23 protein-coding genes and 1 pseudogene are annotated in these 19,312 nt (G+C 39.2%); 20 read left to right on the top strand and 4 right to left on the bottom strand.

Features of this window, described 5'->3' with window-relative positions:
- Positions 1-14 precede the first annotated feature (14 nt).
- Positions 15-1,295 carry an MFS transporter gene (locus J2Z48_RS07830; protein WP_307252462.1) on the bottom strand — a complete coding sequence of 427 codons (1,281 nt, stop codon included), beginning with the start codon at positions 1,293-1,295 and terminating at the stop codon, positions 15-17.
- Between the two features lie 146 nt (positions 1,296-1,441).
- Between J2Z48_RS07830 and J2Z48_RS07825 the strand changes: the two genes are divergently transcribed.
- From J2Z48_RS07825 to J2Z48_RS07815, 3 genes are all read left to right on the top strand, one after another.
- Positions 1,442-1,873: a CD1247 N-terminal domain-containing protein gene (locus tag J2Z48_RS07825; protein ID WP_307252460.1), complete on the top strand. Its 432-nt coding sequence runs from the start codon at positions 1,442-1,444 to the stop codon at positions 1,871-1,873.
- 178 nt (positions 1,874-2,051) lie between these two features.
- A complete protein-coding gene (locus J2Z48_RS07820; RefSeq protein ID WP_307252459.1) occupies positions 2,052-3,263 on the top strand; it encodes a hypothetical protein in 1,212 nt (403 codons plus the stop codon).
- A 15-nt stretch (positions 3,264-3,278) separates the two neighbouring features.
- Complete coding sequence (locus J2Z48_RS07815) at positions 3,279-3,902, top strand: glycosyltransferase (RefSeq protein ID WP_307252458.1); 624 nt, start codon at positions 3,279-3,281, stop codon at positions 3,900-3,902.
- Between the two features lie 165 nt (positions 3,903-4,067).
- Here the strand turns inward: J2Z48_RS07815 and J2Z48_RS07810 are convergent, their stop codons facing one another.
- The gene (locus J2Z48_RS07810) at positions 4,068-4,367 is read right to left on the bottom strand and encodes a hypothetical protein (RefSeq protein ID WP_307252457.1); all 300 of its coding nucleotides are present in this window, start codon (positions 4,365-4,367) and stop codon (positions 4,068-4,070) included.
- A 219-nt stretch (positions 4,368-4,586) separates the two neighbouring features.
- Between J2Z48_RS07810 and J2Z48_RS07805 the strand changes: the two genes are divergently transcribed.
- The 10 genes from J2Z48_RS07805 (at position 4,587) to J2Z48_RS07760 (ending at position 11,801) form a co-directional block, all read left to right on the top strand.
- Positions 4,587-5,903 carry a helix-turn-helix domain-containing protein gene (locus J2Z48_RS07805; RefSeq protein WP_307252456.1) on the top strand — a complete coding sequence of 439 codons (1,317 nt, stop codon included), beginning with the start codon at positions 4,587-4,589 and terminating at the stop codon, positions 5,901-5,903.
- A 144-nt stretch (positions 5,904-6,047) separates the two neighbouring features.
- Entirely contained in the window at positions 6,048-6,464 is a 417-nt protein-coding gene (locus tag J2Z48_RS07800) for a DoxX family protein (protein WP_307252455.1), read from the top strand.
- 136 nt (positions 6,465-6,600) lie between these two features.
- Positions 6,601-7,581, top strand: a complete 981-nt coding sequence (spoIIIAA, locus tag J2Z48_RS07795) for a stage III sporulation protein AA (RefSeq protein ID WP_370872913.1) — start codon at positions 6,601-6,603, stop codon at positions 7,579-7,581.
- A complete protein-coding gene (spoIIIAB, locus tag J2Z48_RS07790; protein WP_307252453.1) occupies positions 7,574-8,092 on the top strand; it encodes a stage III sporulation protein SpoIIIAB in 519 nt (172 codons plus the stop codon). The genes spoIIIAA and spoIIIAB overlap by 8 nt, the downstream gene beginning before the upstream one ends.
- Positions 8,093-8,102: 10 nt before the next feature.
- On the top strand, positions 8,103-8,309 hold the full coding sequence (gene spoIIIAC / locus J2Z48_RS07785; protein ID WP_093290363.1) for a stage III sporulation protein AC: 207 nt from the start codon (positions 8,103-8,105) through the stop codon (positions 8,307-8,309).
- Positions 8,310-8,325: 16 nt separating this feature from the next.
- Positions 8,326-8,715, top strand: a complete 390-nt coding sequence (gene spoIIIAD, locus J2Z48_RS07780; protein ID WP_307252450.1) for a stage III sporulation protein AD — start codon at positions 8,326-8,328, stop codon at positions 8,713-8,715.
- A 13-nt stretch (positions 8,716-8,728) separates the two neighbouring features.
- Entirely contained in the window at positions 8,729-9,925 is a 1,197-nt protein-coding gene (spoIIIAE, locus tag J2Z48_RS07775) for a stage III sporulation protein AE (protein ID WP_307252449.1), read from the top strand.
- A 1-nt stretch (position 9,926) separates the two neighbouring features.
- A complete protein-coding gene (gene spoIIIAF / locus J2Z48_RS07770; protein ID WP_307252448.1) occupies positions 9,927-10,559 on the top strand; it encodes a stage III sporulation protein AF in 633 nt (210 codons plus the stop codon).
- 15 nt (positions 10,560-10,574) lie between these two features.
- The gene (gene spoIIIAG / locus J2Z48_RS07765; RefSeq protein WP_307252447.1) at positions 10,575-11,207 is read left to right on the top strand and encodes a stage III sporulation protein AG; all 633 of its coding nucleotides are present in this window, start codon (positions 10,575-10,577) and stop codon (positions 11,205-11,207) included.
- A 15-nt stretch (positions 11,208-11,222) separates the two neighbouring features.
- On the top strand, positions 11,223-11,801 hold the full coding sequence (locus tag J2Z48_RS07760) for a SpoIIIAH-like family protein (protein ID WP_307252446.1): 579 nt from the start codon (positions 11,223-11,225) through the stop codon (positions 11,799-11,801).
- A 315-nt stretch (positions 11,802-12,116) separates the two neighbouring features.
- Here J2Z48_RS07760 and J2Z48_RS07755 read toward each other — a convergent pair whose 3' ends face one another.
- A complete protein-coding gene (locus J2Z48_RS07755) occupies positions 12,117-12,575 on the bottom strand; it encodes a hypothetical protein (RefSeq protein WP_307252445.1) in 459 nt (152 codons plus the stop codon).
- A gap of 383 nt (positions 12,576-12,958) precedes the next feature.
- Between J2Z48_RS07755 and J2Z48_RS07750 the strand changes: the two genes are divergently transcribed.
- The 7 genes and pseudogenes from J2Z48_RS07750 (at position 12,959) to J2Z48_RS07720 (ending at position 17,130) form a co-directional block, all read left to right on the top strand.
- Positions 12,959-13,132 carry a hypothetical protein gene (locus J2Z48_RS07750; RefSeq protein ID WP_307252444.1) on the top strand — a complete coding sequence of 58 codons (174 nt, stop codon included), beginning with the start codon at positions 12,959-12,961 and terminating at the stop codon, positions 13,130-13,132.
- Entirely contained in the window at positions 13,122-13,289 is a 168-nt protein-coding gene (locus tag J2Z48_RS07745) for a hypothetical protein (protein ID WP_307252442.1), read from the top strand. The genes J2Z48_RS07750 and J2Z48_RS07745 overlap by 11 nt, the downstream gene beginning before the upstream one ends.
- A 226-nt stretch (positions 13,290-13,515) precedes the next feature.
- Positions 13,516-13,842, top strand: coding sequence for an ArpU family phage packaging/lysis transcriptional regulator (locus tag J2Z48_RS07740; RefSeq protein ID WP_307252440.1), 327 nt, complete (start codon positions 13,516-13,518; stop codon positions 13,840-13,842).
- Positions 13,843-14,439: 597 nt separating this feature from the next.
- Positions 14,440-15,147, top strand: coding sequence for a hypothetical protein (locus J2Z48_RS07735; protein ID WP_307252438.1), 708 nt, complete (start codon positions 14,440-14,442; stop codon positions 15,145-15,147).
- A 344-nt stretch (positions 15,148-15,491) separates the two neighbouring features.
- Entirely contained in the window at positions 15,492-16,214 is a 723-nt protein-coding gene (locus J2Z48_RS07730; RefSeq protein WP_307252436.1) for a hypothetical protein, read from the top strand.
- A 588-nt stretch (positions 16,215-16,802) separates the two neighbouring features.
- Positions 16,803-17,049: pseudogene (locus J2Z48_RS07725) on the top strand (HNH endonuclease family protein); the annotation flags it as partial.
- Positions 17,035-17,130: a peptidoglycan-binding domain-containing protein gene (locus J2Z48_RS07720; RefSeq protein WP_307252683.1), complete on the top strand. Its 96-nt coding sequence runs from the start codon at positions 17,035-17,037 to the stop codon at positions 17,128-17,130. The pseudogene J2Z48_RS07725 and the gene J2Z48_RS07720, both read left to right, overlap by 15 nt.
- A gap of 83 nt (positions 17,131-17,213) precedes the next feature.
- Here the strand turns inward: J2Z48_RS07720 and J2Z48_RS07715 are convergent, their stop codons facing one another.
- Positions 17,214-18,581, bottom strand: coding sequence for a tetratricopeptide repeat protein (locus J2Z48_RS07715; RefSeq protein WP_307252434.1), 1,368 nt, complete (start codon positions 18,579-18,581; stop codon positions 17,214-17,216).
- Positions 18,582-19,312 lie beyond the last annotated feature (731 nt).

Here is a 19,312-nt window from a genome sequence, read left to right as displayed (position 1 = left end):
TATAAAACTCCTCTCTAAGCAATGGGATGAATGCGCTTGGAGCGAATCAAAATCCGTGAGTGTCCCTCCTGATTTCCATTGATTCGTTGGGGACGATGGATGAGCCAAGCTGATAATAGTAATAATAGCGCAAAGACAGCTCCGCTTCCAATAAATAGGAGAAAAAGGCGGTTTTGCAGGGCTCCGTAGACAGTAGGTCCGAGTGCGACACCAAAGAAACGAATGCTTCCATATAAAGAAGTAATAATTCCTCTCTCTGATGTACCAGTAGAAGAGGTGATAAATGTATTTAAGCAGGGTAGAATGAGTCCACAAGCGATGGCACTTATGGATAGGGTTGCGATTATCCAAACGATGGATTTCATCCAGATCATCAAAATGATCGTTGTTGTTAATAATCCTAAACCAATCAAGATGAGTATCTTCATTAGACCAATTTTGGTTTTAATTGTCTTCCCTACTATATACGCCGTGATACAAAGTGCAAGAAGGGGAATAGCCAAAACGAACCCCTTTAAAACTCCACTCAAATTGGTATTTGTATCAATGGAGTCCGAAAGCCGAAATAACCCACCAAAGAGTGTGAACAGTGTCATAGATCCGATGGCAAAAGCAAGAAATAACCAACGCCCCTCTCGTTTAAATACTGATTTTACATGTTTGATGTATTGTTTGAGGGGTGTTTTTTCTTGGGATTGAGTAGGTTCTTGAATCACTTTTACAAGGAAATAGGCAACGGGAATACATAAAATAGGAAAAACGAAAAACATAGTATACCAAGTGAAGAGCGCCAGTAGGGAACCTAAGATGGGGCTTAGTACTTTTCCCATAGCATTGGAAGATTCAATGATTCCAAGGGCAGATGCTCTGTCACTCTTTTCGAATAGATCACTTGCTAATACCATTGCAATCGGTGCTGTTCCTGCAGCTCCAATACCTTGGATCACTCTACTCCCCAATAGAAATCCAAAGGATTCTGGAAACCAAACAGCCGATAATCCCGCTAATAGTCCTCCTACACCATATATAAGCAAACTATAGAAAATGACTTTTTTTCTTCCCACATGATCAGCTAAGATTCCTGCAAAGGGGATCACGATGCCGGCTGGGATAGAGAATAAAGTAATTAATAAGCTTGTTTGTACACTTGAGACATCATATACGTTTTCAATTGTGGGTAGTACAGGAATTAACATAGAGTTACCCAAAACCATGATGATGGGGATGGAGGATAAGATGGCAAGAATCCACTTATTTGATGTTTGATGAGATGATTTTTTCGTTTTTTGATCCATATGTAACAAACCTCGTTTGCAAATTCATTTGATTTCTTAGTCTATCCAATAGAAGAAAAAATAGCCCATTTCAACTAAAATGTATTTCTTTTGAATCGAAAGGTGAAAATAGAGTTACCGATACTTGTATGAGGGGTGGAGTTGTGATGTACGATCGTCTACGCAGAGAGGTTGCATATGTGCAAGGTCTGATGGAAGGTGCTAATCAAGAAAGCAGTCATCCAGAGGGGAAAGCGATTCAAAGGCTTCTAGATATTGTGGATGAGTTATTAGAGGCAAATGAACAGCTAGAACATCGATTCTTGGAACTAGAGGAATATGTTGAATCAATCGATGAAGATCTAAATGATATGGAGTTACTAGTGTATGACGATGAAGATGATGACGATGAGGATGACGAAGATGAGCTATGTATCGTCTGTCCAGAATGCGGAGAAGACGTGTACGTAGATTATGAAGACGTGGCAGATGCAGAGATTGAATTACTCTGTCCAGAGTGTCATACGGTTTTAATCGTAGAAGATGCTTCTGATCTTGAACCAGATAATAGTGGAGTAGACGAAGAGAGTATCGATTAATCCAGTTAGATATCATAAAGGGGGCTTAGGGATCACCTTGAGCTCCTTTTTGTTGTGCGACAAATTTGGGATTGAATTAGGGAAGATTAAGAATTAACCTTCAAATGTATTCATATAACTATAAAAAGAGATAAACAGAGAATTTTGTTTAAAAATGATGACCTCGGGGGAGATCGAGTTGGATATTAAGCTATCAATTCTAGTGTACTCTACACCAGAACGACTTACAGGCGCTATGGAAATGACGAGACAGTTGGAAAAGCAAGCTTGCGATCGTCCAGTAGAAGTGCTCATGTTAATGGATAATCATGTACGTTCGATGGATGAACAGATGATGACGTTAATGAATCTGGCTCAAGGAGCATTCATTACTTTTATTGATGATCATTATTCGGTATCAGACGTTTACGTCGATACCTTGTTAGATTCGATTTTACAGAATCCAAATGCGGATTGTATTGCTTTTCATGTAGCTCATAACTGGAGTTCTAGTGTAGGGTTTGGTTTCAATAGTAAGCCAAAGCATCTGATGTGCTATGCAAAAAGAGTTTTAATCCAGTCTCAAAGTGTGAGAATTGAAGGGAAAGAAGATCGAGGCTGGGTGGAAAGAGTGGGTCTATTTGTACAAGATCGAGTCGAGATCCAGCCAGCTTTAGTGAGACAAATGGATAAGACGGTCTGTTTTATGCATGTGTTTGAAATTAATAATTGGCTCGAAATTGTAAAAAGGCAGATAAAACGTCTACAGTCATCTGGTTTGTATGACAAATTGGACTCTATGTATGTATCGTTTGTCACTGAACGTGCAAATGACGAAAAACACATTCAGGGCATCATACAAGAGATCGGTTTACTAGCTAAAACAGATAATAAAATGAAAATAAGGATTCTTCCTCAAACATACGATTTTGAGCGCCCCACTTTAAAGTGGTTGCATCAGTATTGTAGTGAAGCCCCGCATAATGTACAGATTTTATATATGCATACAAAGGGCGTGGCTCGATTTGGAACGTTTGTTGAATCATATGTACGAGATTGGGTTCATTTGATGGAAACAGTATTAATCGATCATCATGAAATCTGTTTAAAGCAGCTTGGAAGTGTAGATGCTTGCGGTGTTAATTATTTACCATCACCTAAACCTCATTTTTCAGGAAATTTTTGGTGGGCGAATAGTGAGTACATAAAGAAGCTGGATGCGGGGATAGGCTCAGATTATCTAGCACCTGAGATGTGGTTACTAAGCCATCAACAGAGTAAATTCTGTTGCTTATTTCACTCTGAAGTAAATCACTATGAACAACCATTTTCGAGTAAAAATATCCCAGTTCTTGCTAGTTGTTATCATCCAGTGTTTTATAGTAAAAGTGGTGAAATGATTAAGAGCTAAGGAGGAGGGGATCACGTGGATATCATACTGTCTATTTTGATTCCATCGATTCCTGAAAGGGCTAGTTGTTTATCTCGAGTAGTAAGTGAATTACAAAGACAGTCCGAGAGATTCCCAGTGGAGATACTTGTTTTCATTGATAATAAGAAGAGGTCAATTGGAACCAAGAGGAATGTTTTAATTCAGCAAGCAAAAGGTGATTTTGTTGTATTTGTGGATGATGATGATCGAGTTACTCCTGATTATGTCGATTCGCTACTGTCCGCTATTCGTCAGACTCCAGATGCCGACTGTATTACGTTTGATGTAGAGGTAAGCCTAGGTGGAATCGTAAAGAAAATTTGCAAGTATGATGTAGCGTATAGTGGAGACAAATTAGAAGATGAGCAATATTATTATCGTAATCCGAATCACATTATGTGCTTCTCTAAGAAATTGGCAAGCCAGTATCAATATTTAGATATTAGCTTTGGAGAAGATACGGAATGGGCAGTTCAGGTTCGTGATCAAATTCGAAAGCAAGAAAAAATACCCAAGGTTCTTTATTACTATGATTATATGTTTAAAAGAGAAGGCAGACAAAAAGGCATGGAAAACAATATCATGCTCCAAACGCTGAAACAGGAATATAATTTATAATGGATATAAGGGAGTGTGAGGGCTACCAAAGCCTTTCGCACTCCCTTATATGTTACGTAAGGAGAGGAAAATTCTACTCATCTCTTTATTATGGCAGAATTTTATGATAAAATCAGTGTTAGGTTTGTACTACTTTTTCTCATTGGGTTATCTCAATGAGTTTTTTTATCCGAAAATATCATAGAGCTTACCCCTTATGTAAGTCTTACCATCATCGAAGCGGGTGACAATTCCATCTAGTAGATCTAATTTTACAATTGTCCCTTTTTCTGTCATCATTTGTATGGTAAGATTTTCTCGGGACTCTGGACAGAAATCAAAAGAAACATATAATTTCGCGTTTTCCAAATCTTCTTCTTGCAACTGAATGGAATCTGGATGTACGATAAACTCTTTATGAGTCCGAAATTGGAGGAAAAATCGAGAAAGCTCGTCTTGAGAGCCCTGCACAAGTAGCTTTAACAAGAAAAAACACCTCTAATCTGAATGATGTGAATATGGTGGGTCACGCTTTTGATTATACTCAAGCTGACAACTTTTGGCAAGAGTTTACATAATAAATATACCACATATTCAAACTATTTTTATAAATTTGGAATAAGTATTCAGAAGGTATGAAACAAGGTGTTTTTTCAAAAAAATACATATTTAATTTTGCAATTACAGAAAGGAAGGAAGAGTGGAATGCAATTATCTACTATGGAACTAGGAGAAACGATTCGCTCTTATCGAAAAGAGCGAGGTCTTCGCTTAGAGGATTTAGCAGATGATCAGATTTCCGTTTCCACGATTAGTAACATTGAGCGTGGATACTCACATGTAAAAGAGGAAAAGGTCAGGTATCTGTTAGAGAAGTTGGGAATCGATTTCCATCAACTGAATGCTTTGGAGACCAAGCAAAAGCAGAAAGATGACTTGTATTTATTAGAGTTAAAGGCGGTTGAAACATGGATTTCATCTGGAAATAGCAAGCGGGCTTGGGAGTGGCTTAAAAAGAACCGTCTATCCGAGACACATGCTCTTGCTCATTTTTATCATTTTTCGAAAGGGAAATATTATTTCTCTCAAGAAGACTATGAAAAAGCAATCACGGAGTATCAGACGGTTTTGCGCATTACGAAGGTGGCTCATGTCCATCATCCACTTGAGCTAGAGTGTTATCGTGAGATTTGTCACTCTTTGTATCTATTGGGGAGTTATGAGCAATCCCTTGAAGTAGCGGATCGTGGAATGGAGTGGGTTGAAGAAGGGGAGAAGCGCAAGAAAAATAAGGATGCCGAGCTAACATTGGCAGGGCTTCGTGTTCTATGCTTAATTCAGCTAGAAAGAATGAACGAAGCATATTATTTCTACTCTTCCTTTTGGAGTGACGTTCCATTGATTCGTTCCTCCTATCTAATTATCCAGTTATATATGGGTAAGGTGAGATTATCTCGGGCGCTAGGGCTTAATAAAGAAGCGATTCAATTATTAGAAGAAGCGATCCGTTGGTGCGGGGAAAATGGAGAGCATTCATTGGTTTGCGAATGTTGGTTAATGTTGGCAAATGTGTATCATGAACAGGGATTAATCGAGTTTGCTGATGTCGCTTATCGAACAGCTCTCGCATTAGAAGACCGGATCAAAGAGCGTTCTCTTGTGGTACAGACTTATCTGGAATACGGCATGTTCTATCTAAAAGAGCACCAGTATGAAGCAGCAAGGGAAAAAATTGAACAAGTTGTCTTCCTCAGTAAGAGGTGGAATGACTTTACCAGTTTAGCAAAAGCATACGTGTATCTCGGAGATTTACAGGTAGAATTGAACCAGCTGGAAAATGGATTAAATCAGTACTTACAAGCGAAAGAAATTGCCAAAAAAGGGAGTGCCCAGATCCGATTGATCGTGTTGGAACGGTTAGCAGAGACGTATAGAACAATGGAGGATGACCAGAAGTTTATGGATAGCTTGATCGAAAAATTTGCGTTTGAGCAAGAATTGAGAGAAAAAGTGGGGCATTAAGCCCTACTTTTTTTATATCCAGTACATGGAAAATATCGGCATTTGACATAAGTTACTTACTTTAAATATAATGGCTTACAAATCGTAACCACTATATTGTTTATGTGTTTACTTGGTTATAAAAAACAAAGGAGTGCATAGTAGATGACTGAAAATAGACAAGGTGAGTTAGGAGCTTTTGTTCTCCGTGTTATATTAGGGCTTACGTTTTTCATACACGGTTGGTCTAAGTTTTCAGGTGGGATTGATGGAGTTTCTGGTTGGTTCGCGAGTATTGGATTACCAGGATTTTTAGCATATATTGTGGCAACGATTGAGCTAGTGGGTGGAATCCTTCTCATTATTGGATTGGGCACGAGAGTAATTGCGATTTTAAATGGTTTCGTTATGATAGGTGCAATTTTCTCTGTGAAATTATCAGCAGGCTTTATGGGGAATGGACAATCGGCTGGATATGAATTTGACCTTGCCCTATTGGCAATTGCGATTTACCTTGCCTTGAATGGAAGTAGATTCCTTGCTGTTGATTCGCTGTTTTCAAGTAAAAAAAGAGGATATTGAGCATTGGATTTTTCATTTGAACTAGCTTTCACGAGCTGGTTCTTTTTTTGTCCACAAGAGAGCTTGTCATAAACAACCGATACAAGCCATACATTGAGGAATAAAGAGAATATTGGACAGGAGGTGTTTTTGGATGCTGAAACCGATTTATCAGATTCTTCCACTGTCTATCCGCGAAATCATTCAATCACTTCCGCGTACGATTCTAGGAAGTTTAGAAGAAATACGCATTAGACAAAATCGCCCTTTAGAAGTGATTACATCTGAACAATCGTGGTTTGTTAGTTACAATCGCCAGCTGAATACAACACCGAAAGATTCTGTTTTACCCAGTCGGGAAGAATGCGCCAAGTTACTAAATCTCCTCAGTAATCACAGTTTGTATGCGATAGAGGAGGAACTTAGAAGGGGATATATCACCATTGAAGGTGGACACCGAGTGGGACTAGCAGGAAAAGTGGTGATGGAACAGGGCAGAGTGAAGCATTTGCGAGATGTAACAGGATTTAATATTCGCATTGCACGAGAAGTAAAAGGGGTAGGTGAAGAATTGCTACCTATTTTGTTTGGATCCAACCAAAATTTGCATAATGTTCTGATCGTATCGCCTCCTCAATGCGGAAAAACGACTTTGCTTCGCGATTTGGCACGCCTGATTAGTTTAGGTGATGAGAAGAAATATCCATCTAAGAAAGTCGGAATTGTAGATGAGCGTTCTGAAATCGCTGGTTGTGTAGGAGGTGTTCCCCAACATGATGTAGGTCCGAGAACGGATATTTTAGACGGTTGTCCCAAAGCTGAAGGGATGATGATGATGATTCGTTCGATGTCTCCAGATGTCATGATTGTAGATGAGATTGGGAGGCTGGAAGATCTGTATGCCATGCATGAAGCGATTCACGCTGGAGTAAAGGTCATCTCGACTGCACACGGTCATACATGGGAAGAAGTATCACGCCGGGCAGAGTTGGGAGACCTTTTGAAGCAAGGAATTTTTGATCGGGTCATCCTACTATCGCGCAGACGAGGTCCTGGAACCATTGAGGCTATTTATAATGGATCGGGTAAACGAATGACCTATCCATCTAAAAATCCTGAGTGGGCTTCTTATGCTTAAATTACTCGGTGCATGCATCATCTTGATCGGAACAACGTGGGCTGGATTTCAGCATGCTCGGACGTTTGCTGAGAGACCCAAACAGATTCGGCGGGTTCGATCCGCTCTTCAATTACTAGAAACGGAAATTGGTTACGGGACCCGAACTCTGGTTGATGCCTGTCAATCGATTGCAGCAAGAATGGATGGGTTTGTACAAGCAATTTTTCATCAGGCTCATCAAAATTTACTCCAATTAGACGGTGCTTCTACGTATGAGTGTTTTGCTCAGGCGATCGAGAGTAACTGGGGAGCTACTTGTATGAAGCAACCAGAGAAGCAAGTGATCTTAGATTTTTGTAAGACGCTTGGGATCTCCGATCGGCAGGATCAATTACAAAATCTAGCAGTAACGAAGAGCAATTTGGAGATCGAGGAGCACAGGGCACAGGAAGAGCAGACACAGTACGAAAAAATGTTCAAAACGCTAGGAATCCTTGCCGGGGCACTACTGATCATCTTGATGTATTAGGAGGTGCATAATGCCATACAACATTGATGCTGTGTTCCAGATTGCTGGGATTGGAATCATTGTCGCTATGATTCACACCATTTTAAAGCAGATGGGAAAGGAAGACTTTGCTCATTGGGTAACGCTTTTCGGTTTCGGTGTGGTCTTATTTATGGTTGCGATGCTGATACAAGACTTATTTACCACGATTAAGAACGTGTTCTTGTTCCGAATGTAGAACGGAGGCGATCCACTTGGAAATATTGCAAGTGGTGGGGTTAGGTTTAATCACTACGATCCTCATCTTAGTCGTCAAAGAACAAAAACCAATCTTTGCTTTCTTGTTAGCTACGTTTGTGGGAATTACGATCTTTCTCTCTCTAGCTGGGAAGATTGCTGATGTAATCCGCATTTTAGAGAATTTAGCCACTCAAGCTCATGTGAACAACCTATTCCTGGAAACGATTTTGAAGATTATTGGGATTGCGTATATTGCTGAGTTTGGGGCTCAAGTTACGAGAGATGCTGGACAAGGTTCTATTGCTTCTAAGATTGAGCTAGCTGGAAAGGTGTTAATTATGGTGATGGCGATTCCGATTATTACCGTCATTATTGAGACAATTGTTTCGATTTTACCCGCATAAAGGAGGATCGCTTATGCAGAGAGTTGGATGGATGATTCTCACTCTCTTTCTTCTTATCGTCAGTTTGAATCCAAGTTCTGCATTAGCGAATGGAGAGGAACCTGCTCCTTCTCCTGCTAATTTAACCAAAGAAGTGGTTCGCTCCCAATTGGATCAACTCCAGACGCAAGAGGTGGAATCATTTTGGAACCAACTTCAAACTGAATATGGAAGGTATTTTGAAGGGAAGGTACCAGGGTTTTTTGATCTCTTATTTCAAGAGAATGAGATTAGCTTTAAAGCATTTTTTACGGCATTTGCTAAGTTTTTCTTCCATGAAGTGATGTACAACGGCAAATTACTTGGTGCAATCGTGGTTTTGACCGTTTTTAGTATGTTGCTCCAAACGATGCAAAATGCTTTTGAAAATAATCAAGTGAGCAAAGTTGCGTATGCCATTGTTTTCTTAGTAATCATCGTCCTAGCTGTAGATAGCTTCTCGGTCGCGATCGAAGCCGCTAAGAGTGCTATTGAGAAAATGATTCATTTTATGTTTGCGCTCGTCCCGTTGCTCTTAACACTGCTCGGATCGATGGGGAATTTGACATCGGTTACTCTGTTTCATCCCTTAATCATCTTTATGATCCATGTGATTGGCACGATTATTTATACATTTGTGTTTCCGCTCCTCTTTTTCTCGACGATTTTAGCGGTTGTTAGCACGATTTCAAGTAAGTACAAAGTAAATCACTTGGCAGGCTTACTCCGAAAAGTTGCGATTACAGTACTAGGAGGGTTATTGACGATTTTCCTAGGTGTCATCTCGATCCAAGGAGCTACCACATCTGTAGCAGATGGAGTAACGATTCGTACAGCCAAGTATATAACGGGTAACTTTGTACCTGTTGTAGGACGAACGATTTCAGAGGCGGCAGATACGGTTGCGGGAGCATCTTTATTGATGAAAAACACGATTGGCTTAGCTGGAGTTGTGATTTTGCTCATGATCTGTGCATTCCCTGCGCTGAAAATTCTTACACTGGCTTTTATCTATAACTTTTCGGCGGCGATTATGCAGCCATTGGGAAATAGCCCGGTGATTGAAAGCTTGTCTGCAATCGGTAAAACCTTGATTTTTGTCTTTGCTGCACTTGCTGCTGTAGGGCTTATGTTTTTCCTGGCGATCACGATTGTCATTACGTCCGGGAATATATCACTGATGATGAGGTGAGGTGAGAAGCATCGAGTGGATGGGTGATTGGCTCAAACAAATTATCTTGTTGGTTCTAATAGCTACGTTTTTAGACATGTTGTTGCCTAGTAATGCGATGGAGAAATACGTCAAATTGGTAATGGGCCTCCTCATCTTGATGGCGATCTTATCTCCCATATTCAAATTACTAAGTGAAAATTTGGACCTGACCGAACTCGCTTTCTTTGATGGGAGCAAGGCGGTAGTTGCGGCAACTGAGATGAAGTCGCTTGCTGATATAAACGAGCAAACAAGTCAGTTAAAGAAAAAACAAGATCAAATGATCCAGCAGAAAACGGAGCAGTCTATGGAAATGTGGATGAAGAAAAACATACCGGATCGATTTGCCATGGAGGTGGTGTCGGCTGATGTAGTGGCTCAATTCACAACAGAAAATCCTCATATTGAGAAGATTCATCTCGTTGTGAAAGAGAAAACGACAGGTTCCTCTGCGAAGCAACAGATCAATCCGGTTCAAGAAGTATCCATTCTTCCATCAAATGAGCCTACTCATAAGGAACCTACTTCTAACGAGACGGGGCAAAAAATTCAAAACTTTATCCAGCAAACGTGGAATCTTACCGCTGAGCAAGTGGAGGTCCAATTAGAGTAGGAGGAGGGGAAATGAATGTTTGATAAGTTATTTGAAAAGATGGGTGATAAAATGGGTGGAGGAAACAACCAGAAGCGGAAACGATTTTTTCTCTTTCTCCTACTGGTTTTCTTTGGAATCGGAGCTATGCTCGTCTCCTCATTTTTTCAACCAGAGGAAGATGCGATGCCTTCGAAAAATGAAAAAGGTCTGCTCTCATCTAAAGATTCTGCTCAACCTGCTGGGGCAAAGGCATCTGAAGCTACGATCATGCAGAAGTATGAGGCCGAGTATGAACAAGAACTGGCTTCTATTCTCAGCAAAGTGGTAGGAGTCAGTGATGTGGATGTTGTCGTAAATCTTGATTCAACAGAAGAAGAAGTGATTCAAAACGAGACCCAACAAAACGTACAAACCACAACCGAAACAGACCCTAAAGGCGGAACCAGATCCACGCAACAAAATAACACAAATAGCAAAACAGCGATGTACCGTGATGGGAGTGGGGAAAAGCCGCTCGTCGTAAAAAGACTGAAACCAAGAGTTCGGGGTGTTTTAGTCGTAGCAAGGGGAGTAGAAGATCTTCAAGTAAAAGCGACTGTATTGCAAGCCATTCAACGAGTGTTAGACCTACCGATTCATCGAATTGAAGTATTGTCCAAAGGATAAAAGGAGGAATTTGGTATGAACATGAACAAACAGACGATTTGGTTGGTGACGATGTTATCGCTTATGGTAGTTTTATCTGCTTATTATATTGTTTCGGGTCCGGTAGAGCCTGTAGGTCAAATGGCGAAAAAGGCGGAAGAACTTTTAAATAAAAATGAGGTTGCGGTAGATATTAAAGCGGCAACCAAACCAGCCTCGGCTACAGCCAAAGCAGATTCCAAGGATGCCACGAAACAAAAAGAATCTGAATACTTTGTCGGATACCAGTTAAACCGTGAGTATCTCCGCCAGCAATTGCTAGAGGAAAACTACAAAATGATGATGGACCCCAAAGCTACTAAAAATCAACTAGAGTCTGCTAGTAAAAAGGTGGAGCAATTAAACAAGACAGAGAAGCAAGAGAGTGTGCTAGAAGATCTAATCTGTAAAGAGTTAAAGTTTACAGATGCAGTTGTTGTGACGAATGAGGATCATGTAGATGTGATCGTAAAAACAGCGAAGCTTACACCGACTCAAGTGGTGAAGGTGATGGATTTAGTGAAGCAAAATAGCAATATTGAGGGTTTGCAGGTGACGGTAAGTTCGCATTCGTGAGATGTCTTTAGATTGAGGATGTTGGCTTTTAGTCATGGTAGTTCTGTTATGTAGGGTAGTATAGTTATGGTTCTAGTAGATGGATGGTGGGTTGGTGCTTGTTGGTTATCCAGTTATTGGATGATCGAGGGCAGTAGGGTCTATTCGATTACGATTCAAATACCGATCTAGCGGAGAAGTGGAGAAGTTCGCTCCGCCATCCTCCGCTGGGGCAGGTGCAAAACTCGCAAAGAACGCTCAAACAGATTGCACCAAAAACGCCCCATGCTGCGGATAGCTACGCTAGGTAGGATCACATACAGGATACCTCAATGGTCATGAAGGAATCAAACGGGGATAGATGCGGAGTGTAACAGGGTTATCGCCTATTCTCTCATACTCAACTTTCTCTAAAATACCCTTCAATAACTCGTTTTTCTTTTCTGCTGAGTCAGCGGATTCATACAAGTCGAGTACACTCTCAATATAAGGAATGAGGGTTTGCTCGATTTTGTCTTGCTCTTCTTCCCTAGCCCTCTTCGCTTCTAGCTCGACTCGCTGTGTGGATAACTCCTGTTGCTTTTCTTTAATCGTTTTAGATCTGTTCAGGAAAAGTTCTTCATCATAGACTCCGCGTTCTAACAAATCGTATTGCCTTGATAGCTGATCGTCTAGGGCCTGAATTCCTTTTTTGACTTGCTCAATTAAGTGTAGGGTGACGGAAGTATCTTTCTTTTCCTGTTTTCGATGTTGATGATTTAAACTCTGTTTTTGATTAGCGATCCATGACCGCAATTCATCCAGTAAAGGGGTTTGCCATTGGAAAACGGTTGTTAACAGGTGTAATGCGTTTTTCTGTTCGGATCATCTGGGCTTGTTGGAATAATTCATCAGTAATAAGTGGTACATGCTTGCCCATTACATTGATGCTTTCCAAATCCAATTATCCCGTAATCACCATATATTCATTTTTCGAGAAGGTGAGGGTTGGATCGTCTGGACGGCTACCTATCAGGATGGGAATAGTATTCCTGTCAAAGAAAGGATTAGGAGAGTTACTAGAGACATATACGATGCCGCAGAAGACGCCCACCAGTATATAGCGTGGTATCGGACGAATGTACAAAGAAGATCATGGAAAGCACCGAGAATAGAAAGAGTGTGGGAGGAGTCAATCAATGACCGAACTACAGTACCAACAGGCACTTGCTAGGCTTGTGAAAGGAGCTGAATACCTCGAGCGCACAGACCTTTCACCTGAACAGAGGGAGCAAGCCAACCAACTATATGGCGAGCTTACTAGAGAGATATTGACCTATCAAGGAATGGAGTGGGTCATTTATGAGCGGTAGAAAATCCAAAAGTAAAGGGTATCGCACCGAGAAGAACTTCGCGGAGTTGATACAAGGCCAGAGAGTTATCATGTCTGGAGCGCTGAAAAATTGGGGGTATGAGCTATCCGGGGATGTAGAAGACAAGCATGGTGATAAATGGGAGATAAAAAGCTAGAGCCGACGGATTTAAACAACTGTATGGGTGGCTGGATCAGTCAGACGGCGTGGATCTCTTGGAGCTGAAAGCTAACCGAAAACCGTTTCTTGTCGTCATGACGTTAGATACATTCTTAGAACGATACTACAACCAGAGGTGATCGTAATGGACGTACCAAAGAAGCTGGATTATCGAAGAGAAGTCGAAGCCATGTTACGGTCTTATCCGTGGTTACTCCGGGCGGTTGAAGAAGCAAATCAAAACGAATTGCCTTCGACGACTTCTCACTACGGGGGATGGAATTCGGGGATATAGTGAGTATGTTTCCTCGACCGAGAAATATGGAATCAAGAGGGCTGACCATTATTATCGTTCGAAACTATATCAGATTAACGAAGCGATGAAAAAACTTTCCTTTCTGGAGAATGCAGTATTGCGTGAGACCTACTTCTATGAAGAGAGACAACCTGTCATGCTAGTATGTGAGCGAATTGGAATGACGGAGCGCAGTTATTATCGGATTAAGAGGGAAGCTGTTGAGAAGTTAGCGTTCTACCTAAATATAAAATAGATTGTACTTAGCGCACATGGACTGACAAGAAAATAATGATATCGTGTAATATAATTAGGGTCAATTTATATAACATGTTGTACTTATAACTCCTTGGTGCTCAAGGGCTGGTACTGAAATAATTAAGCATATCGTACTATATTATTTATTGCATTATGAGTAGGGTCAATTTATAATTTGCTTAGACAGTACATAAAAAATGATATGATTATTTTTATGTACTTCGTTAACATTGTACCTTAGAGGAACTATGGAAATAAAAAAAGACGGGTGGCCCCCCGCCTTTAGTTCAGAATGAAATTCGCAATGTGAAGCTTAGTTTTCTAACTCCTAGTTCCAAATAGAACCAAAAATTTTTCTTGTCCATGTAGTCACCCCCTGATGCAATTGATTTTATCGTATGTTTTTTTATGAGATAATTCAATACTCTTTATATTTTTGGAAAAATGATATAATTAGAGGTTCTAGAAAAGCTCCGGATAAGGGAGCTTTTTTATTTTTTAGAAGAGCTGTATTCATAGATAAAGAATAACACGTAATGTGCAGGTGAACAGTGTTTCTTATAGAATTACTTATTTTGGAGGGAGGAATAGAGCTATGCAGGATGGGCAAAAAAGAGGTAGGCTGACACGGATCTATGAAAAAATAAAATCCTACGTAATGGATAGAGAGCCAGATACACGGATAGGTTTAGTTATTTTAGTAACGGTTTTGATCCTCTTTCCTATAACAGTATATTTGGGACAGATAACATATGGGACGTTTGTAGTTACCCTTTCATTGGCTATTTTTACCTTTATACACCATCATTGGAACAAATATAAAGATAGGTATTTCCAACAACTAGCTACTACGGATATTTTTCGTGATGAAGCCGAGCGACTTAAGAGATTTAGCCCATTATTAGACTATATTCCCGACATAACAACGCTCAAGATAAACAGCAGGAGGCGGTTGAATACAAAGAATTCGATTGAAGCTGTTGAACATTTTGTCGTGATTTTAGACGATTGTCTTCCTAAAGTTAGAGAGTTCAATGATAGGGATACAATTGAAAGGATAAACAAATTAAGAAGAAGATTATATTTCTGGATAGAGAGTAACGGAGACTTATTTAAAGAATTAAAAAAACAAGAAATTGACCTTGAAAGTCTTACATCACAACATCTATCACCGATTACGCAATGTTTTCATTTTATTTTTGATATCTCTGAAAACGTACTAGATCATAAATGTAGACTGGAATACGATTACTATGAGAGGGTTAAGAGTATTCGATATAAGTTATCGTATAGTTTGGATTAAGTGAGAGGAACAGCTCATTGTTGTTGCTCTTTTTTGTTTATAACCTCTTCTTTCAGAGTTAAATGCTTAAAAAGATTGTTTATTCAAATAAATGATGGGTAATGTAAACCTAAGAGCTTTGCAAAGGGAGGAACATAATGAGTTGGTATACAAACCCTGAATGGTGGGGTGCTATTGGAACTTGGTTTACTGGGATTTTAACTGCTGGTGTGCTTCTATGATGAATTTATGGAGAAACACCCAGATATTAATTAGGAGAGAGCAAAAAGTAAGATAAAAGAAATTAACTTTCATTTAGTTCTGTAGATGCACTTCTATCTAATTCCTTAGAAGGAGAAATGAATATGCAAAAAAGAGTGAGTGTATATGACAGAATAGTAAATGTATATGACGGAGTAAAATTTCGTATTAGGGATATTAATAGACCCTATTTACTTGTCGGAATTGTTATTACATGTGTAACACTGATGGTCCTCTCTGCGGCAACTCTTATATTAGATTCATTAGAGGAATTGTTAAGAATATTTATCACGTATTTTTGTACTGTAATAGGGAGTTTGGTAGCTTACTTTACTTTAAAACGACAGGAATGGAATACTTTTAAAACTAGGTATTTCGAGCAAAGTAGTGTTATTGATGCTTTTCTAGATGAGACTGCTATTTTAGAGGAGTATTATGAATTAAGGCGGTTTGTATGGACAAATGTTAAGTGGGATAGTAAAAGGGATGATTGGCGCGCGAAGACCGTAATTAAAATGATGGAGGATTTCAAGATTACTTTAGACACTCACCTTCCTAGTATTAGAGTTTTTGATGACCGAAAGAGAGTTGAGAAAATAAATAAATTAAGAAGGAGATTAAGTATCAAGATGAACTGTTACAACGATGTATTTGATGAACTAAGGGGCCAAGAAAATAATTTGGAAGCTTGTTCTCTAGTGGCTATAACAGGTATCTCAGGGTGCTTCCAGCATGCTATTGATATAAGAGAAAACATACAGGTTCACAAATATACCATTGATGCTGAGTATGGTGTAAAATCTGAGAGCTTTTGGTATAGATTATAAATGCCATTGAGACTAGGAATCTATCTTGATTTGAGATAGTGGCAGTCTTGGCAGTTTTGGACAGGAAACTAATCCCACAAGGCGATACAATGGTAGTAAGGAAAAATAGATGGGATATACAAGTGCAATTAAACATATCGTATGTTGGTTAAGTTGTTCATATTTTAGACACATTAGAGCTCGGAACTGTATACTTATATGGCGTATTTCAACCTATAGTACTATAATAGTAGTATGTGTAGACACAATTAATAATTATATATTTGTTAACCTTCCTAGTTAACTTGAATCCTTAGAGGAACTGGAAATAAAAAAAGACGGGATGCGCCCCGCCTTTAATCAGTTAAACAGAGATACGAAGATTTAAACTTAGCTTTTTCAATTTCAATTTCAGACTAAATTTGATTATTGCTCCACCTCCCAGTATGCAATTGTTCTAATCATATGTTGTTTTCTGTCATATAACAAGAATCGATATGATGTGAATACAATGGTATACTTAAAGTTTTGGGAAAAGCTCCTGATAAGGGGGCTTTTTGTTTTTTAAGTACGATAGAATATCTTGTCTAATAGAGAGAGGTATGGGCAATGAATAAACAATTCTATAAAACGACGGCATGGCGTAAATGTCGCGATGCTTTTTTTATTTTCAAGCAGGGGCTTTGCGAGCGATGCAGTGAACCTGGGAAGATCGTCCACCATAAAGTCTATCTTACGGAAGAGAATATGCATGATCCCGAAGTAACATTGAGCTTCGCTTCTATGTGCTACTTGTCATCAGCATGAGCATTATATAAAGGTAGACGGAATTTACGGGCCTATGACAAGACAAGAAGTATGTTCATTTCAGAAGAAAGCCGGACTCGTACAAGACGGGATCGTAGGCCCAAAGACATGGCGCGCATTGTTTGGATAAAAAAAATTACCCCTTGAATGTCTACCTATTAAGGTTAGATAATTCAAGGGCTTTTTTTAAAACATAGTATTCGAAATAGTGATTCAGTCTCCCGGAGGATCTGGTTGAGCTTTTTTCTGTAACATGTTCCGATCACCTCCGTTCAGTAGTTTTATACTAAGTTGATAGAATAGGGAGTAATATTGATTATACTTTATAATATCCCTATTCTCATAACATTGTGCTAGTTTTAAAATAATATTGCACTCTTGTTCAAGAAAAGAAAGTTTTTGAGCGACTTTACGGGCTTCTTCGAATTGCTCGACGGCTTCTGAGAAGCGATCTAATTGTAAATAACATTCTCCTAAGGCGGTTTGTGCTTCCGACTGCCGTGGTCCATCGTGAGCCTTCTTACTTAGTTTGACAGCATCTATCAGAATCAGGCTTGCTTTTATTACATCTCCTTCGTCTAGCAATAATTTTCCTTTTTCGGTGTAATGGTAGGATTGTAATAAAAGGAGTTTAGAACGCACCTTATCTTGTAGGCTGGAAGCAGTATTAAAGCAAATTGTTGCGAAGTCGAGATCCCCCAGATTTTTGTAAGATACCCCCAAAGTTGTCCACATTTCGTACATATGATCATAGCTTTTGCTTTGCCTTGCGATCTCAATTGCTACATCGATCGTTTTAATCGAATCTTCGTACATTTTGAGTTTGTTATATAAGATTGACTGTAAACTGTACATATTCAAGAGTGACGAGGTTGCAATATCGTTTTGATACGCCCACATTATTTCAAGTACTTTCAATGCTTCTAAAGGCAAACCCATATTATCTAAATAGATTGCCTCGCTAATTTGTAAGTAGAATTGAATATACTTCCGTTCCTCACATTCCACAAAATAACATTGCCCCTTACGTGTATACCTTAATGCTTCCTCAAATTGATTTAACTTGAAATAAACCCTAGACAATCCATTAAAACATGCCGCTTTTAGATTCGAGTTAGATATATCTGGGTGGGAATCATAGATTCGAATAGATTGAAAATAATGTTCCTTAGCTTTTTCCCAGTTCTCCTTTTTGAAATAAAAATTTCCTTGGAGATATGACATAGTTGCAAGAATATAAGGCTCATCAGTGGAGGGGATTTTCTTGAGTTGTTCTAAAGAGTATTTTGAGCCAATATCTGCTTCAATAGATTTAAGCTGTAGTCGAATCCGCTTAGATTGATCTACTTCCTTTTGTTCTTGATCTTCAACATATTGGGGGATTTTCTCCCATTCCCAATTTAGCTTTTTGCATAGGTAAGAGATTGTATTCTTACTTACGTTTTTTTTCCCTGTGATGATGTTGCTAATGGTAGCTGTTGTCAGTTTGTCATCTATTAAGTCCTTCTGCCTGATCCCTAACTCCCTTATTCGTTTACGAAGTAAGTCCCCCACTAGTTTCCTATCATCTAGAACCGTCATCGTAATCCCTCCTAATCATAATATAAAATATTTTTTAGAATATATCAACTTAACTAATAAATAAAGATGGGGATTTTCTGATTTTCATACCATTAATTGATATATATATCCAAAAGTGATATTAAAAGCGATAAATCAGAAATAAATTAACCTAAACATGCTGTTAATACCGGTATATATATTCTGATTTGCAAGATAATAATGCAAGGATTATGCTGTTAACATGCCGATGGAATGGAGGTGAACATATGCTGAAGTTGAAAGTGGAGGGTTTGAGTCAACAGGTTCAATCATTTCTTTATGATCTAGAACAGCGTCCTCATGTAGAATTACAACAACAAGAGAACGGTTACCAAATTAAGGACGGAAAAGTCACATCCTGTACGAAATGTGAGGTCAATATAGTCTACAAAATAGAGTTCAAATCCTCGAAATGGTTACACTTGATGGAAATACGATCAAAATTCCCTTGTTAGATGTAATATGTGTCCAGATGGACGAGCGTACACAGATCATTTCGGGCAAGAGTTACGACATCTTTGGAGACAACAAAAAAGGCCACTGCACATGGCCTGAGTAAAACCGCAATACACCAGACATTAATCAAATACGTGGGAGGTAGATGAATATAGGCTCCTCCTATGTATTTACCCCATTTTATCATTAAGGTAGGTAAAAGAAAATGAACCAGTTTTCAAGGGGACTCATACCCTTGTGTACTGTGTATGTAA

Origin of the sequence: Croceifilum oryzae, from assembly GCF_030814315.1 — a bacterium.
Taxonomy (GTDB): Bacteria; Bacillota; Bacilli; order Thermoactinomycetales; family Thermoactinomycetaceae; genus Baia; species Baia oryzae.
The sequence above is the reverse complement of the archived record's forward strand: the minus strand, read 5'-3'. Positions and strand labels throughout refer to the sequence as shown.